General features: G+C 62.6%; 15 protein-coding genes. 8 read left to right on the top strand and 7 right to left on the bottom strand.

Features of this window, described 5'->3' with window-relative positions; genetic code table 11:
- Window positions 1-167: 167 nt before the first annotated feature.
- The 4 genes from BWR02_RS06410 to ppa all read right to left on the bottom strand — a co-directional run bounded on the left by BWR02_RS06410 (window position 168) and on the right by ppa (window position 4,588).
- Complete coding sequence (locus BWR02_RS06410; protein ID WP_139556930.1) at window positions 168-584, bottom strand: glycine zipper family protein; 417 nt, start codon at window positions 582-584, stop codon at window positions 168-170.
- A gap of 42 nt (window positions 585-626) precedes the next feature.
- Window positions 627-974 carry a hypothetical protein gene (locus BWR02_RS06415; RefSeq protein ID WP_139556931.1) on the bottom strand — a complete coding sequence of 116 codons (348 nt, stop codon included), beginning with the start codon at window positions 972-974 and terminating at the stop codon, window positions 627-629.
- 297 nt (window positions 975-1,271) lie between these two features.
- The gene (locus tag BWR02_RS06420) at window positions 1,272-3,704 is read right to left on the bottom strand and encodes a cytochrome c3 family protein (protein WP_139556932.1); all 2,433 of its coding nucleotides are present in this window, start codon (window positions 3,702-3,704) and stop codon (window positions 1,272-1,274) included.
- 311 nt (window positions 3,705-4,015) lie between these two features.
- On the bottom strand, window positions 4,016-4,588 hold the full coding sequence (gene ppa / locus BWR02_RS06425; protein ID WP_139556933.1) for an inorganic diphosphatase: 573 nt from the start codon (window positions 4,586-4,588) through the stop codon (window positions 4,016-4,018).
- A 149-nt stretch (window positions 4,589-4,737) separates the two neighbouring features.
- Between ppa and BWR02_RS06430 the strand changes: the two genes are divergently transcribed.
- The 6 genes from BWR02_RS06430 (at window position 4,738) to BWR02_RS06455 (ending at window position 8,497) form a co-directional block, all read left to right on the top strand.
- Window positions 4,738-5,790 carry a class I fructose-bisphosphate aldolase gene (locus tag BWR02_RS06430; protein WP_139556934.1) on the top strand — a complete coding sequence of 351 codons (1,053 nt, stop codon included), beginning with the start codon at window positions 4,738-4,740 and terminating at the stop codon, window positions 5,788-5,790.
- 74 nt (window positions 5,791-5,864) lie between these two features.
- Window positions 5,865-6,248, top strand: a complete 384-nt coding sequence (locus BWR02_RS06435) for a DUF4156 domain-containing protein (protein ID WP_139556935.1) — start codon at window positions 5,865-5,867, stop codon at window positions 6,246-6,248.
- 1 nt (window position 6,249) lies between these two features.
- Window positions 6,250-6,513, top strand: a complete 264-nt coding sequence (locus BWR02_RS06440) for a hypothetical protein (RefSeq protein ID WP_139556936.1) — start codon at window positions 6,250-6,252, stop codon at window positions 6,511-6,513.
- A 17-nt stretch (window positions 6,514-6,530) separates the two neighbouring features.
- Window positions 6,531-7,001: a hypothetical protein gene (locus BWR02_RS06445; RefSeq protein WP_162560048.1), complete on the top strand. Its 471-nt coding sequence runs from the start codon at window positions 6,531-6,533 to the stop codon at window positions 6,999-7,001.
- Window positions 7,002-7,077: 76 nt separating this feature from the next.
- Window positions 7,078-7,689: a phosphoribosyltransferase gene (locus tag BWR02_RS06450; protein ID WP_139556938.1), complete on the top strand. Its 612-nt coding sequence runs from the start codon at window positions 7,078-7,080 to the stop codon at window positions 7,687-7,689.
- 307 nt (window positions 7,690-7,996) lie between these two features.
- Complete coding sequence (locus BWR02_RS06455; RefSeq protein ID WP_139556939.1) at window positions 7,997-8,497, top strand: nuclear transport factor 2 family protein; 501 nt, start codon at window positions 7,997-7,999, stop codon at window positions 8,495-8,497.
- 497 nt (window positions 8,498-8,994) lie between these two features.
- Here the strand turns inward: BWR02_RS06455 and BWR02_RS06460 are convergent, their stop codons facing one another.
- On the bottom strand, window positions 8,995-9,816 hold the full coding sequence (locus tag BWR02_RS06460) for a cytochrome C assembly family protein (protein WP_139556940.1): 822 nt from the start codon (window positions 9,814-9,816) through the stop codon (window positions 8,995-8,997).
- A 99-nt stretch (window positions 9,817-9,915) separates the two neighbouring features.
- On the opposite strand from BWR02_RS06460, the gene ffh reads away from it, so the two are divergent.
- Window positions 9,916-11,277, top strand: a complete 1,362-nt coding sequence (ffh, locus tag BWR02_RS06465) for a signal recognition particle protein (RefSeq protein ID WP_139556941.1) — start codon at window positions 9,916-9,918, stop codon at window positions 11,275-11,277.
- 3 nt (window positions 11,278-11,280) lie between these two features.
- Here the strand turns inward: ffh and BWR02_RS06470 are convergent, their stop codons facing one another.
- Entirely contained in the window at window positions 11,281-12,435 is a 1,155-nt protein-coding gene (locus BWR02_RS06470; RefSeq protein ID WP_162560049.1) for a fatty acid desaturase, read from the bottom strand.
- Window positions 12,436-12,537: 102 nt separating this feature from the next.
- Here BWR02_RS06470 and BWR02_RS06475 point away from each other — a divergent pair, with 102 nt between their 5' ends.
- The gene (locus BWR02_RS06475; protein ID WP_139556943.1) at window positions 12,538-14,301 is read left to right on the top strand and encodes a carbamoyltransferase family protein; all 1,764 of its coding nucleotides are present in this window, start codon (window positions 12,538-12,540) and stop codon (window positions 14,299-14,301) included.
- 254 nt (window positions 14,302-14,555) lie between these two features.
- Here the strand turns inward: BWR02_RS06475 and BWR02_RS06480 are convergent, their stop codons facing one another.
- Window positions 14,556-14,930 (bottom strand): hypothetical protein, encoded by a 375-nt coding sequence (locus BWR02_RS06480; RefSeq protein WP_139556944.1) that lies wholly within the window; start codon window positions 14,928-14,930, stop codon window positions 14,556-14,558.
- Window positions 14,931-15,240: the final 310 nt, after the last annotated feature.

The following is a 15,240-nucleotide window of genomic DNA, read 5'->3' on the forward strand; positions in this document are numbered from 1 at the left end:
TCGTTCACTTGAACCCGGACCAGACCAACACGCCTGACCACCCTGACAAGGAGCTGACCCAACCGTCCCAAAAAGCCGCATGAAGCTTAAGCACCGAGGCGACAACTACCTTGAAAACTTCCGACGTCGGCGCAATCGGTCGAAGGGGTCGGTTGCGGGATTCGAGATCAGTCGGTATTGGCTTCCGGGGCGGGCAGCGGCGCTTCCGGGAGTAACGGCGGAGCCGGCAGTTCCTCTGGCATGGATCCCGGAACCCGGTGTCCCTTGTCATCCATGCACTGCGCGTAGGCGATGTCGTAAAGCTGCTGTTGCGGTCGCACACCGGCAGCCAAGGGCGTTTCGGCGAGCGCCGGCGGGCTCGCTGGTGGCGCGGCCGCGGTAGCGGCGATGAAGGCCTGGTCGGGGGCTGTACCCCTGGCTTCGAGCGCAGCGAAACGGCGACATACCGTGTCATCCAGAGCAAACTGCTGAAAGGTTTTTGTTCCGCCCTTCAGCACCAGCACGGTCGGACCTTCCGGTATGGAGGCGCAGGCGGAAATTAACAGCGCGGCGAGCAGTGTCGGAACAATGGACGGTCTTTTCATGCTGCGGTCTGTTCCACGGTGTCGATCGGCGAGCGGGTATGGTCAACCGGGGCGCTGCCAGCGGTTCTCGCGTGGCGGGGCGGACACCGTATCGCATTGATCTCCGCGTGGGGCTGCGGACGCCTCGGTGATCGCACTGTCTGGCGTTGCCGGTTCGGTCTCGCCAGGTTCCGGGGAAATGGACGCATGCGACTCCGTGGTGCCGATTCTCCGATTCAGGGACTTAAGCTGCTCTTCGATCCGCGCCAGCAGTTCGATCTCCTGATCCAAGCGGGCCTTGATGCCGAAGACCGAGAAGGGGAGAAGAAACCACAATAGGGCCGTGATGCCGAAGAACGCGCCGGCGAGCAGCATCATCGGAGCCCCCAGTCCGCCGAAAAAGTTATCCATAAATCCTTGCCAGAAAACCTGAAAACGTCGGGTCGCCGCGTGCCGCGCAGTGTACGCTCAGGCCTGCACGCCGTTGCCAGGGGCCCGGGTCAACGCTCATTATGCACCCAGAAGGGTGCCAGCACCTCCGACGCCCCAATATGCCCCCCAGTGTACACGCTGATGCGCGGCCCCGGCCCCGCCCGACGACGGTTCCGCTGCAGGTCGCTACCCCGTAATCCGAGTCGTGACGATGCGGGTGTTGCGCAGTTGCCGCTCAGTAGCCCACCGGCGCTCGGGCGCTCCGCCTGCCAGACGCTAGTGGGGCAGTGCTTCGATCAGTTGGCGTGCTCGTGCGTCCTCTTCCGCGAACTGTTCAAGTCTCGACCGATAGGGCGCCAGCGTCGCCTGACGCCCGCTCTCGATCGCCATCTGTGCCAGCAGGTAGAGCGCCTCACGGTCGTTCGGATGAGCGCGCAGGTGGGCTGCCAGAAAGTCGAAGGCGGGCTTTTTGTTGCGTGAGGAGTAAAGTCCGACCGCGTAGCCATAGGTATACCGGTCATCATCGGGGGCCAACTCCGCTGCGCGCTTGATTTCGGCGAGCCCAGCGGGTGTGCGCCCGACACGGACCAGGTGCAGTCCATGGGCGTAGTGAAGACCGGCGTCATTAGGAGCTGCACTGAGGCCTTGCGACAGCATTTCTCTCACCTTGTCTTCCTGACCGAGTGCCCGGTAGAGATCGGCCAGATTGGCATAGGCCGGCGCAAAACCCGGCTGTATGGCCAGCGCCGCTTGATACTGCTCAACCGCCTGTGTGCTGTGACCCAAGGCCGCCTCGACACCGCCTGCGATCATGCGCCACTCCGGTCGGCTGGCATAGATCCCGGCTGCCGTTCGGAGTTCCTGCAGGGCCGGCTCGAGTTGGCGGCTCTGTTCCGAGGTCAAGCCCGTTCCAGCCAGAAGGCGTGCCGCTTCGATGCGCAGCGCCCTTTGGCTGTCGGCCAGCAGATGATCCGCCAGATTCCAACGCTGCGAGAGGGGCATCACTTGCGTCGCGCGCAAGGCACCGAGGCGCTCAGGAACGAACTCCGAGTGCAGGCTCCGGCGCAGGGCGTCCGGAATGGCTGACAGCACGGCGCCGGCGTCCTCCAAGAGACTGCCCTTGGCGATGGGCGGCGTGGTCGGGTCGTTCAGCGCCGCGCGGAGCAGTGCCTCGGCCCCGGGCGCGGTGGTGCGGACTGCCTGCAGGGCTGTCCCGAAGTGCTGAAAGCCTGCGGCATCCCGTCCCAGCCAGCGCTTGACCTGATCTGCGGCCCAGAGCGCCGGCTTGTCGCGATGGCACTGCTGGCAGGTATTGGGAACGCCCAAGTGCTCTGTCAGGTCCGGTCGCGGGACGCGAAAGCTGTGGTCCCGCCGCGGGTCCACCACCATGTAGGTGCGCTGCGGCATGTGACAATCGACGCAGCCAACGGCGGACGGAACTTTGCCATTATGGTGATGGTGCGTCGAGGCTTCGTAGCGGGCGGCCTGATGGCACTGCAGGCAGACCGTATTGCGATCACCGCGAAGGCTGGTGGAGTGCGGGTCGTGACAATCGCTGCATACCACACCCCGAGCAAACATCTTGCTCTGCCGGAAAGAGTTGTACTCGTACACCTCGTCCTTGATCTGGCCATCGACGAAGTACAAGTCATCCGACAGGAGCGCGGCGAGGTAGTGCTGATCGTAACCCTCCTCCGGCAGGAACTCGTTCGTCAGCGCGGTGCGGCGAGAGTGGCATACTGCGCAGGCCCTGATCTGCGCGTCCTCCGAGAAACGTAACGTGCGACCGTTGATGATCGAAGCACGGCGACCGGGGTCGGCTGTGTGTTCAAAGCGGACGACCAGACCGCGGCCGGGATCCTCCGAACGCCACCGTTTCCAGAAACGTTGCCGCTTCTCTGCCCAGGCCAGATGGGCCGATCCGGGTCCGTGACAGGCCTCACAGGCCACGTTGACTTCGGACCACCGGGTGTCGAAGCGGTCGTGTTGCGCATCATAGTTGTGCCGGACATTCGTCGAATGGCAGTCCGCACACATGAAATTCCAGTTCTGGTAAGGCCCCGTCCAGTGCAAAGGGTCACGGGAGTCGATGTTTTCGCCTGGATACAGGTGAAACCAGCGCTGGCCACCCTCGGGCGCGTCGCGGCTGTCCCAGGCGATCGAGAACGCCTGCAGTCGCTCACCCGGGAGTTGCAACAGATACTGCTGCAGCGGCGCACGACCAAACACGTACCTGACCGGGAATTCGGCTGTGCGGCCATCCGGGCCATCGGTCCGGATCAGATACTGGCCGTTGTGCCGGAGAAAGTTGGTGCGGCGCCCGTACTGCGCGTACTCAGCGTCGCGGAAGTCGCCCAACACGTTTTGCGGGTCGGGTGGCAGCATCGCAGCGGCGTGGTGCGATTGCTGCCAGCGATCGTACTCCGGGCGATGGCACGCGGCACAGGAATCCGCACCCACATAGCCTGCGACGCTCAGCGCAGCGGGTTCGGTCGCCGTCTGCGTGCCGCGCTCCAGCCCGAACCAGTGGAATGCCAGCGCGGCAATCAGCAACAAGAGGCCCAGCGCCAAAAGGCTGGCCCAGGGTCCAAACCCGGGCTTGCTGACGGGGGGCAGCGTGTCGGCGGTGCTGCCCGCCCGCCCATCGCCGAGCGGGCCGGGAGCGCGGGGGATGTGGATGGGGCGGCTGCGCCGCCTGATTCTGCTCATCGCGGGAGTATCATCGTCCTACCCGTGATCCGATAGGCAGTGGCCTGTGAGGGCGGCGCGCCGGTCAGGGACGTGAGCCGAGGCGGGCAAGGGCGCGGATCCTATTCATTTTCAGGGTCACGGACGTGCCGCACGATCGGCGCAGAGGGTAGGGTATCCGGAGGTGATCAGGAGCGTACCACTGCGCCCGCGCCGGCGGAAGTCCGCAGGCGCCAAATGAACAGGCGAGAACGGGTTCGGCTTGTCCGCCGACTGGGTGCGGGCCGGAATGACGCCGCGTCCGTCCGGCCGAGCCTCGCTATGGTAAGCGCTCAGTCGGAACCCCGGCGACGCAGGCTCCGCGGCTCCTGGAGTGCGGCCTCGCGATCCCGCTCCATCGAACGGGTGATGATGGCTTCAGCTTCGTCGGCATCGCCCCAGCCTACCACGCTGACCCACTTGCCCGGCTCGAGATCCTTGTAGTGCTCGAAGAAATGCTGGATCTGACGGACCAGGTTGTCGGGCAGATCCGTGTAATTGTGGACGTATTCATAGCGCCTTGTCAGCCGCGGCACAGGCACGGCAATGATCTTTTCGTCTCCGCCGGCCTCGTCCTGCATCTTCAGCACCCCAACCGGCTTCACGGCAATGATGGCGCCGGGCAAGATCTCGCGCTGATTGGCGACGAGTACATCGCAGGGATCGCCGTCGTCGGACAGCGTGTGGGGAATGAAGCCGTAATTGCCCGGATACCGCATGGATGTGTATAGAAAACGGTCGACAAACAGTGTTCCGGCGGCCTTGTCCAACTCGTATTTGATCGGTTGTCCTCCGATGGGCACCTCGATCACGACGTTCACTTCCTTGGGCGGGTTCCGGCCGATGGAGACGGCATCGATGCGCATGGGCACTCCTCTAGTAAATAGCGCTATGATGGCACATCCGCTGTCGGCATTGAGTGTCAGCTGCGTTGCCATGTCGGGTGGCTGACTGGAAGGTCGGCGGGAGTGATCCCACCGTATGACAGCGGCAGCGACCGACCGGAGGATCTCCCATGAACGACATCGACTCTCTGTTGGGCGAAGAAGGGCCCACGCTGCTTGACCATGTCTGTACCGGCATCCCCAAGGACCGCCTGCACCTGCCGGGGCCGGATTTCATCGACCGCGTCGTCGCAGCTTCCGACCGGAAGCCGGGAGTCCTGCGCAATCTCGCGGCCTTATACGGCCAGGGCCGCCTCGCCGGAACCGGCTACCTGTCCATCCTGCCCGTCGACCAGGGCGTGGAACACTCCGGTGGCGCCTCTTTTGCACCCAACCCCGACTATTTCGATCCCGGGAAAATCGTGGAGTTGGCGCTCGAGGGCGGTTGCAACGCCGTCGCTTCGACGCTCGGTGTGCTGGGCAGCATCGCGCGCCGTTATGCCCACAAGATCCCGATGATCCTCAAGCTCAATCACAACGAGTTCCTATCGTATCCGAACAGCTATGATCAGACCCTCTTCGCCAGTGTCGAACAGGCCTTCGATATGGGCGCCGTGGCCGTGGGCGCCACCGTGTACTTCGGTTCGCCGGAGTCCCGTCGGCAGATCTGGGAGGTATCCCAAGCCTTTCAGCGGGCTCATGCGCTCGGGATGGTGACCATCCTCTGGGCCTACCTGCGCAACAGTGCGTTCAAGCAAGACGGAGTCGACTATCACGTGGCCGCAGATCTGACGGGCCAGGGTAATCATCTGGGCGTCACGATCGAGGCCGACATCATCAAACAGAAAATGGCGGAAAATAATGGTGGCTTCACCGCCCTGAAGTTCTCCAAGACGCACCCCAAGGTTTACAGCGACCTGACAAGCGAGCATCCGATCGACCGCGTGCGCTACCAGATTGCGAACTGCTACATGGGGCGTATCGGTATGATCAACTCGGGTGGAGAGTCGAAAGGAGCGGGCGATCTCGCGGCGGCGGTGCGCACGGCGGTGATCAACAAACGTGCCGGTGGCATGGGCCTGATCTCCGGACGGAAGGCCTTCCAGAAACCCATGCGAGAGGGGGTGGAACTGCTGAATGCGATTCAGGACGTCTACCTGTCGCCGGCAGTCACGATCGCGTGATGTTCGGTGGAAGCGGAAGCGCGGTTTCGCGCGAGTGAATCTTGGTGTCTCATCAGCTTGTCTGGAGTGGAAGTATGAGGAACCGCCTTGTCCTTGGTCTGAATTTGCTGCTCGCGCTGGATCTGGTCGCCTGCGCAGCCGTTCCTCTGGACCCGCGCGCGCAGCGCATTCGAATCGTCACCGCCGATCCGGCCGGATGCGAGTACCTGGGAGAAGTGACCGGGAATCAGGGCAATTCCTTCACCGGGGGGTTCACAAGCAACGCGAATCTGGAAACAGGAGCGCGCAACGATATGAAAAACCAGGCGTTGCAGATGGGTGCGAACACGATTCAACTGTTGACAACCCGATCGGGACAGACGGGAACCCTGGCCGTTTCGCAAGGCTCTGGTGGCGGTAGCTCGGAGCAGACCAATGTCACTTACGTCGGTGCAGCCTATCGTTGCGGGGAGAAGTAAGGTGAAGCCGGGGCGGTGGGTGCGGTGCTGGCAGCACCTGCGGGTGGCGGCCCTGGTCGGTGCGGGCCTGTGCTTGCTGGAGGGCTGCGCAACGACGACCTATGGTCACCCGTACTATGGCATGGGGCCAGGTGTCTACGGTGCCTCGTATTACGGGGTCTACGGCTACCGGAAGTACTACTACGGCGGGGCGTACCGGCCCTGGCGAGGTGGCGGCTGGTATCGGGGCGGTGGCGGGTGGTACCACGGCGGTTGGCGCCGTTAGCGTTGGATGGCAGGGGAATGACGATGAACGATCGGCGGCTGTGGAGCTGCATGCTGGTGTGCTGTTTCCGGGTGGTTTCGGCAACGGACGCTGCCGACCCCCAGGCGGCGACTCTGTGGCGAGAGCTGGAACCGGCTTGGGACGTCGTGGCCCAGAAGGTCGTCAAGCTGGTCGGTGAAGAGCGGCAACATCGCATGATCGATCTGGCCTATGCCTCCGTGGGAGCGAATGTCTGTGGTATCGCCCTGAAACGCAGCGCCTTCGAGCAGGCATTCGAGGTGTTTGAGGACGACGCTTACCGCACGCTGCCGGAGCCGCAGCGCAAGCAATACGAACAGCACCTGCTGGTTCATTACGGTAATTTCGTCGGCTTGCTGACGGCCGAAGCACTGTTGAGCCGCGAGACCTTCTGTCGCACGGCTGCGGAACTCAGGACCTCGCATGGCGGTGCAGCCGCGTACTGGGGTGATGAGCACTCCGGCCGTTGAATCCGTTGCTCGGCCGCCTGCGGAAGCGGGATCTCATGGCAACCGGGCAAAACCTGCTTTCCAGCTACCCTCGGTCATGCGCTGTGAGTTGATTTCGTGGGCGCGGGTTGCCCGTTTGGCGGGAAGCCTGGCAAGCCGCATTCGGGCTTCCGGCTTTCAACCCGATCGGATCGTGGCCATCGCGCGCGGGGGCTATGTGCCGGCACGTCTATTGTGCGATCGGTTGAACCTTTATGAACTGGACAGCATCCGCATCGCACACTATCGGGCCGGAGCGAGTAGATTGCCCAAGGTCCGTCTGGTAACCCCCTTGGTCGCGGACATCAGCGACCTCGATGTGTTGCTGGTCGATGATGTCGCCGACACCGGCGACACGCTTCGTCTGGCCGTGGCCTACCTGCAGGACTTGGGCGTGCGGTCAGTCAGGGTCGCGGTTTTGCAGCACAAGCGCCAGTCGCCCTTTATTCCTGATTTCTGCGCCGAAGAAGTCAAAACCTGGCGTTGGCTGATTTACCCCTGGGCCGTCATGGAAGATCTGGGCGGTTTTCTTGCAGCGATGACCCCGGCACCCCGGACGGCTGACGAGGCGGTGGAGCGCTTCCGGGTCGACCACGGATTGAAGCTGCCGGCGCGACTGGTTGAAGAGGTTCTGGCAATCGCTTTGGCCGGCGCTCCGTCACGGGCTTGAACAGGCGATGCACCTGACCTGATTCGGCCTGACCCCTGCTTGGCAAAGTACGGGTCGCTCAGCAGGCCTTTGCCGAGGCCAGCGACCCGCTCCAGTACTCGCTCGCGCGCGGCGACGTGCCCCTCCATCCGCATTCGCCGCTCATTCTCGATGTGGGGCCAACGCGGATCGCGCGATTGCGCGAATCGCCGGTATTCCGTAGTCTCAGCGATGCACAGAAATGTCGAGGACATCTGTGCCCATTCTCCCAGCGCCTGCCGGCGCTGATATAAGTCAATAATAAATAAGAGAATAAGAGGAGGAGGTTATGTCGAACCTAGCAACCGTGGAGAAGTTCTTTCGCAGTTACTTGAAGCGTGACTTCGTAGGCATGCAGTCCTGTCTGGATGATGATGTACATTTCAGCGACTACGCCTTTGACGACATTCATGGGGCGCAGGTCCGTGCGATGTGGCAATGGTTCTGCACGCGTACGCCGCCGATCACGATGCTGGGCTATAAGGTGCTCCGCGAAGATGGGGACCAGGTTATTGCGCGGTACCGGATCCGTTATCTCTTTCAGCTTGAAGACAAGGCCGAACCGAGGACGATGGATTACCTGATCGGCAGTACCTTCACGTTGACCGGGGGCCGGATCGTCGAGCAGAAGGACTGGTTCTACGAATTGTCCGAGTTCGAGTTTGCCAAGCGCCTAGTCGGGTTGCCGAAGGCGCTACTGGCCTATACGCCGTTCTTGCGAAGGGTGATTCGCAGGAAAATGGCCGATAAGCTGGCGGACTTCATGGCGGCATCTCCGGCGATGGCGTGAGCTGGCGGTAACACCATGCATGGGGACGGCGGGAGTCCCAGCCGAACAGATTGACCGCGAGTCCTAGCAGCGAAAACGAGACGCGTAGAGCCAGGGAAGGCTCGCGGCCGCTGGGCCGGAGCGCCGGGCCAAATGCTCTGCGTATCGCGCAGTACCGCGGTGATGGTCTTGCGAAGACAGGCTGTAACCTGTCCAAACGTGAGCTGGATTGACCACCTTGCGCGGTGCGTTCCGAGGTGCGCCGAGCAGACCAGTTGCCAGTGGGCCGTCCGCGTGGGCGCACCTCCGAACCGTAGCGTGGCCCCGCCGCGTCGGCGGTACCCGTCGGAATGCGATGAGGCTTTGCAAAAGGTGTGTGCCGGAGGTGCTGGAATCTCTTCCCGCGACAGAGATCAATTCCCCCCAATCGATCTCTGTGCCTTCGGCACACCCCATGATTGTACCCGATCCCTCCGCCTCAACTAAACGGGAGGTCTTCCCGTTTTTTTCAGGCGCAATCAGACACGATGCAGGATCAGTTCCAGGACCATCTTGCTCCCAAAGTAACCCAACATCAGCGACGCAAAGCCGCCTAATGTCCAGCGAATCGCGGTGCGTCCGCGCCAGCCGTGGATCAGGCGTCCCCACATCAGTATTGCGAAGACGATCCACGCCGCGATCGAGAGCACGGTCTTGTGAGCCAGATGCTGGGCGAACAGGTCGTCGAGGTACAGAAACCCTGACAGCAGCGACAGCGTCAGCAGCAGCAATCCAGCGCCAATCAGTTGGAACAACATCGCCTCCATGGTCTGCAGAGGAGGGAGCGACCGATGCAAACGGCTCAAGTGGCGCCGACGCAGCCCCCAGTCCTGAAGGGACAGCAGGATGGCCTGTATCGCGGCGATATTCAGGAAGCTGTAGGCAAAGATCGATACGACGATGTGGATGCGCATTGGCCAGGCATAGTCCTTCGGCGGGGGGCCCTCCTCGGGAAAGCTCAGTTGCAGGACCAGCACGGCCGCTGCCAACGGAAACACCACGATGCCGAGTTTGTCCACCGGTTTGGCCAGGGACGCCATCAGCAGTATCAGCACGATCAGCAGCGTGACCAGCGACAGGGCATTCAGGAAGCCGAGATTCAAGGGGCCGCCCGCGCTGAGGTCGCGGGCTGCGGCAAGGCTGTGCAAGACGGCGGCAACCCAACCCAGTGCGAGCGTTATGAGGCGCCCTTGATCGCTGCCGCCCAGCGCCGAGTAATCCTGTCGCATGGACCGGAAGATCAGGGCGCAGGCCCCGACATATGCCAGTATCGCCGCGACGCTGAACGCGTTTGAAGTCATCGAGTTCATGCCCCTCCTTTCGGCTAGTCTGGCATAATGCCCGATCGAGTTGAAGCCTGCAGCGACAGGCCGCGGAACGGATCATCGAGGAATACACCCGTGTTTGACACTTTAACCGAACGGCTCAGCGAGTCACTCCGAAAAATCAAGGGTCAGGGGCGCCTGACCGAGGCCAACGTCGAGGCAACCTTGCGCGAGGTGCGGACTGCACTGCTCGAGGCCGACGTGGCGCTGCCGGTCGTGCGGGAGTTCATTGAGCAGGTCAAGACGCGGGCGCTCGGCCAGGAAGTGCAGAAGGCGCTTTCGCCCGGACAGGTGATGATCAAGATCGTCAACGACGAACTCGTGGCGGTGATGGGCAAGGCCAATCAGAAGCTGAGCCTGGCAACTCAGCCACCGGCAACTATCCTGATGGCCGGCCTGCAGGGCGCGGGCAAGACGACCACGGTCGCGAAACTGGCGCGCTGGATCAAGGAAAACGAGCGGAAATCGGTGCTGGTGACCAGCGCCGACATCTACCGGCCGGCTGCCATCGAGCAGTTGCAGACGCTGGCCGCAGAGGTCGGGGCCGAGTTCTTTCCCAGCGACCCGAGCCAGGATCCGGTCGATATCGTCAATGCGGCGCTGGCGCACGGCCGCAAGAAATACTTCGATGTCGTCATCGTCGATACGGCCGGCCGGCTGCATATCGACGAAGACATGATGGACGAGATCAAGCGGCTGCATGCGGCCATCAAGCCGATCGAAACCCTCTTCGTCGTCGACAGCATGACCGGCCAGGACGCGGCGAACACGGCCAAGGCCTTCAACGACGCACTGCCACTCACCGGTGTGATCCTGACCAAAACGGATGGCGATGCACGCGGCGGTGCGGCGTTGTCGATTCGCCACATCACCGGCAAGCCGATCAAGTTCCTCGGTATCGGGGAAAAGACCGCAGCTCTGGAAGTGTTTCACCCCGATCGGCTGGCCTCGCGCATCCTTGGCATGGGTGACGTGCTGACCCTGATCGAAGAGGTCGAGCGCAAAATGGATCGCGAGAAGGCCGAGAAGCTCGCCAAGAAGATCCATAAAGGCAAGGGTTTCGATCTGAACGACTATCGTGACCAGTTGTTGCAGATCAAAAGCATGGGCGGCGTCGCCGCGATGCTGGACAAGCTCCCGGGAGTGGCTGGCATGCCAAAGGAAGCCAAGGACAAGGTCAACGACAAGGAGATGGTGCAGCAACTCGCCATCATCAATTCGATGACGCCCCAGGAAAGGCAGTCCCCGGATATCATCAACCCATCGCGGAAGCGCCGCATCTCGATGGGCTCCGGTACCGACGTGGCCGACCTGAATCGGCTGCTGAAGCAGCACGACCAGATGCAGAAGGTCATGAAGAAGTTCAAAAAGGGCAATATCGCTAATCTGTTGCGCGGCCTCAAGGGACAGATGGGCGGCCACCGTCCGCCCTTCTGACCCTCATGTCACCGGCGACGACGAGACCGCTTCCCTCATCGCGGTGTCCAGGTTGGGCTGCGAATAGCGGAGCAGTTCGGCCCGGGCCATGCGCTGGAATCGGGCGTTGAACGACTTCGCCAACAGCGCCATGCCGAAGTAGCCATAGGGTAGGCGCGGTCCGCGGCCGCAGAAGTCCAGCCGGTGATAGGCTTTCGCGCCATGTCGATGATGGTCCGAATGGCGGGCCAGGCCAACGAAGACATGCCGGGAAAACCACGACTCGGTTACCCAGGCGTCGAAGGGTTCAGGCAGACCGGCGCGGCGTTCCAGGCCCCAATGCTGAAAATAGTTCACTGCCTCGAGCAGGCGCACGGCGGCCAGGGCCTGCAGCAGGAAAATGATGGCTGCGGCCGGTCCAGCATGAGCCAGGATCAGGACGGTCAGGGCGATTTCCGCGGTGGCGCCGAGGAAAACCTCGTGGCGCAACAGTTTTCCCGAGACACGCAGACCCGGCTGCAAACCAAGGCGGGCGTTTTCCAGGGCCCATGCGCTGCGGAACTGTTCAAGCTTGGTGCGGCGCCAATAGGCGGCATAGGTCTCTCCAAATCGCGCTGTCGCCGGGTCCGCGGCGGTACCCACATGTCGATGGTGGCGGCGTAGATGTTCCACGGCGAAGTGCTCGTAGCACACCGTCAGCAGCAGGCACCGGCCGAGCAGCCGCGGGAAGGTTCCGCGCCGGTGGATCAGTTCATGAGCGACAGCGATGCATGAGCAGCACGAATTCGTGCCGACCAGAATACGTATTGCGAGCAGGTTGGCCACGCCGAGGATGACGTTCTCGGTGCCCGTCCAAGTCAGCTGCGATGCCGCTACGACCATGAGGACGATATTGGCGATCTGCAGGATCGCCAGCAGATACAACAGACCGTCGAAGGGCCAGGCGGGCAGGTCACGCGCCGGAGCCCGCCGGTCCGGCGGGCTCAGGAAATCGACTGCGATGAACAGCCACACCGGCAGCGTCCACAATAGGGCGTTACCCACCGTATGGGGGCCGGTCAAGAGGAACCACAGGGTGCACACGGGTAGTACCACTGCCAGGCCATGCTCGGCGACCGATCCGAAAAGCCGGAGTGAGACAGCAGATGAAGGTCCGGCGGTCGATGCGATCTTGGTCATAGTGCAAAAGGCGGTGGTCGCCGCCATTGTAACGTCTTATCGAGGCCGCTTCATGGCCGAAATAATCGCCCCGCCCGTCTCGCGTCCCGGTGCCGCGCAGCGATGAGCGGCGGTACGCTGTATATAGGTCTTTCGGTCACGTACCACGACCCGGCGCTGGCCTTGTTGGGGCCTGATGGCGACGTACTGTACGCCGAGGCGACCGAGCGCTGCCTGCAGTACAAGCGAGCGCTGAATGCCGAGCCGGACAATCTTTCCTACTTGCCGGAAGTCCTGAGTGGTCTTGCGATCGAACCGGAGCGCATCTGCCTGGCACTGAATTGGCGCCGCCGCCGGCCGCTGTACGAGCAGGCCGTCGCTGCGCTGGGAATACTCCGCGCCGACGGCCTGCTGCGCACCGGCATCAAGCCCCTTCGGTCCCCGCTGCCGAATTACAAGCTGCATCACATGATGGCCTGCCAGCGCAATGCGATCGCGAAGGCCGGATTGAATGCGGTCCGCCTGTTGCGGGAGCGCTGGCCGAAGTTGCCCGTTCGGATCGTCGATTTCGACCATCACCACACGCACGCCGCCAGTGCCTGTTTCGCGAGCCCCTTCGAGGAGGCTGCTTGTGCGGTGGTCGATTCCTATGGCGAGCGCGGCGCACTGGCCTTCTTCCGTTATTGCGGCGGGCAGTTGGAGCGCATCCACGAAGCGCGCGGGCTGGGCAGTCTGGGTTTGTTCTACATGAAGCTGACCGAGTGGTGCGGCTTCGACTGGCTGCACGGAGAAGAGTGGAAGGTCATGGGTCTGGCAGCCTATGGGCAACTCGATCCGGAATTCCATCGGCTGCTGGGCGACAGCATCCGCATCGAAGGGCTGAATGTGCGGCATGACTCGGCGGCTTTGGGTGCAGCGCTGGCGCGGTTGAACGGACGGTCCATGTCGGAGCTGCGGAGCAAAGCCGCGGATTTGGCCCACACGGGGCAGCAGGTGTTCGCCGAGCGAATGTCGGAACTGCTGACGAACCTGCATCGGCGGTTCCCGAGCGACAGTCTGGCGCTGGCTGGCGGTTGTGCCCTGAACTCGTCCTTCAACGGCCAGATCCTCGAACGCACGCCATTTCGCCGGCTGTACGTCCCGCCCGCGCCCGCCGACGATGGTACGGCCTTAGGTGCGGCCTACCTGGCCCGCGCTACGGATGGGCTGGTCGGCACACAGCGTGGAATGGCGCTGTCACCGTATCTGGGCGCGCGCATTTCTCGTGAAGCCCTCGAGCGCCTGGCGCGACATGCGGCAGGGCTGCGAGTACAACGCTTTCCGGACACGATCGCGTTCGAGACAGCGCGGCGTATCGCGGATGGTCGTTTGGTCGGATGGGTGCAGGGCCGGGCAGAGTTCGGGCCGCGTGCGCTGGGCAACCGGTCGATTCTTGCCGACCCTCGCGAGGCCGGCATGAAAGACTGGATCAATGGTCGCGTGAAGTTCCGCGAGGAATACCGGCCCTTCGCCCCTTCGATTCTCGATGAACACGGGCCCGAGTATTTTCTCGACTACCAGTCGTCTCCCTATATGGAACGTACCTTGCGATTTCGGCCGGAGGCGCGGGAACGCGTCCCGGCTGTCGTTCACGTGGACGGAACGGGTCGGTTGCAGAGCGTCACTCAGGACTCGAATCCACGGTTTCGTGCCCTGATCGAGGCTTTTCGAGCTTTGACCGGCATCCCGTTGCTGCTCAACACCAGTTTCAACGTGATGGGTAAGCCGATCGTCCATTCGGTCGAGGACGCCGTGTCGGTGTTCATGACGACCGGCCTGGATGTACTCGTGATTGAGGACTTTATGTTCGAAAAGCCGTTACGCGATGACGCGTGCAACGAGGGGTAGTTGGGCGGGACGGGTAAACTCGCGGCGGTAGTACGCCAGAGTGGTCTCGGCGGGGTCGCCGGCGAGTCATCAAGCGGTCAGGAGTTTTGACCCGGTCGGTGCGGGTCTCGGAAGGCGTCGGGCTGAGCGAACGGTTGGGTTCCCGAAGCGGGTGAAGGAGGGGAAGTGGACGTCGTCTGCGGGTGGGTCGAAAGTGGGGCTGAGCATCCCCGCCCACGCCCTTGCGGCGTGGGCGGAGCGTATCCGGTGGCCGATTACTTCGCGGCAGCCTGGATCTTTTCGAGGTCGGCGACGGCATCCTTCAATACGGCGGCACCTTCCGCAGGATCGCCAGCAGCGCATGCATCCTTGGCGGCCTTAATCTTCTTGATGGTGTCTTGCAGCGGCTTGCCGGCTGCATCGCCTGTGATTTCTTTGTAATGCTGGATGGCCTGCTTGATGCTGGTCACGCAACCCTCGCCATTACCGGCGCTGGCAGCCGCGAGCGCTTCCTGGGTCGTCTTGACGGTCAGCGCCATGTGCTCCTTGACGCCTTCGGCGTTCTCGGCAGCCGACGCTACACCAACGGTGAGACCGAAAAAGCCGGTCACAAGGGCGATACCCAACTTCTTGGTGATTTCGTTCTTCATGGATCTAAGATCTCCTCAACTTACTGGTTGTTAGCACCACATTGCCTGTGGTTTTATCTTGAGGCACCAAAGCACCCCGCGCCGACCCTGGCGGTGTCCGTCATTCAATGATGCAATGATGACGAACGCCTAGCCCATGTGCCGTCGCGACCGACCGGGATCGGATGATCCTCTTCGCGGTCGTCAAGCTGCGGTAATACTATTCGAATGTCGCGGCGCTTACCACGCTTTTGTTCAGGCCCGCAAGAAAGGGCCGCAGCCCTGAACGCGGGGCCCCGCTTCACCTTCCGTCAGGTACCCGGGTGCCCCG

The organism is Methylotetracoccus oryzae, assembly GCF_006175985.1.
GTDB lineage: Bacteria > Pseudomonadota > Gammaproteobacteria > Methylococcales > Methylococcaceae > Methylotetracoccus > Methylotetracoccus oryzae.

Excerpts from the sequence above, each read along its gene's own strand:
- BWR02_RS06435 (WP_139556935.1), top strand. The coding sequence starts at position 5,865 with ATGAGGAACCGCCTTGTCCTTGGTCTGAATTTGCTGCTCGCGCTGGAT.
- BWR02_RS06470 (WP_162560049.1), bottom strand. The coding sequence starts at position 12,435 with ATGACCAAGATCGCATCGACCGCCGGACCTTCATCTGCTGTCTCACTC.
- BWR02_RS06445 (WP_162560048.1), top strand. The coding sequence starts at position 6,531 with ATGACGATGAACGATCGGCGGCTGTGGAGCTGCATGCTGGTGTGCTGT.
- BWR02_RS06415 (WP_139556931.1), bottom strand. The coding sequence starts at position 974 with ATGGATAACTTTTTCGGCGGACTGGGGGCTCCGATGATGCTGCTCGCC.
- BWR02_RS06420 (WP_139556932.1), bottom strand. The coding sequence starts at position 3,704 with ATGAGCAGAATCAGGCGGCGCAGCCGCCCCATCCACATCCCCCGCGCT.
- BWR02_RS06430 (WP_139556934.1), top strand. The coding sequence starts at position 4,738 with ATGAACGACATCGACTCTCTGTTGGGCGAAGAAGGGCCCACGCTGCTT.
- BWR02_RS06480 (WP_139556944.1), bottom strand. The coding sequence starts at position 14,930 with ATGAAGAACGAAATCACCAAGAAGTTGGGTATCGCCCTTGTGACCGGC.
- BWR02_RS06460 (WP_139556940.1), bottom strand. The coding sequence starts at position 9,816 with ATGACTTCAAACGCGTTCAGCGTCGCGGCGATACTGGCATATGTCGGG.
- ppa (WP_139556933.1), bottom strand. The coding sequence starts at position 4,588 with ATGCGCATCGATGCCGTCTCCATCGGCCGGAACCCGCCCAAGGAAGTG.
- BWR02_RS06475 (WP_139556943.1), top strand. The coding sequence starts at position 12,538 with ATGAGCGGCGGTACGCTGTATATAGGTCTTTCGGTCACGTACCACGAC.
- BWR02_RS06455 (WP_139556939.1), top strand. The coding sequence starts at position 7,997 with ATGTCGAACCTAGCAACCGTGGAGAAGTTCTTTCGCAGTTACTTGAAG.
- BWR02_RS06410 (WP_139556930.1), bottom strand. The coding sequence starts at position 584 with ATGAAAAGACCGTCCATTGTTCCGACACTGCTCGCCGCGCTGTTAATT.
- BWR02_RS06450 (WP_139556938.1), top strand. The coding sequence starts at position 7,078 with ATGCGCTGTGAGTTGATTTCGTGGGCGCGGGTTGCCCGTTTGGCGGGA.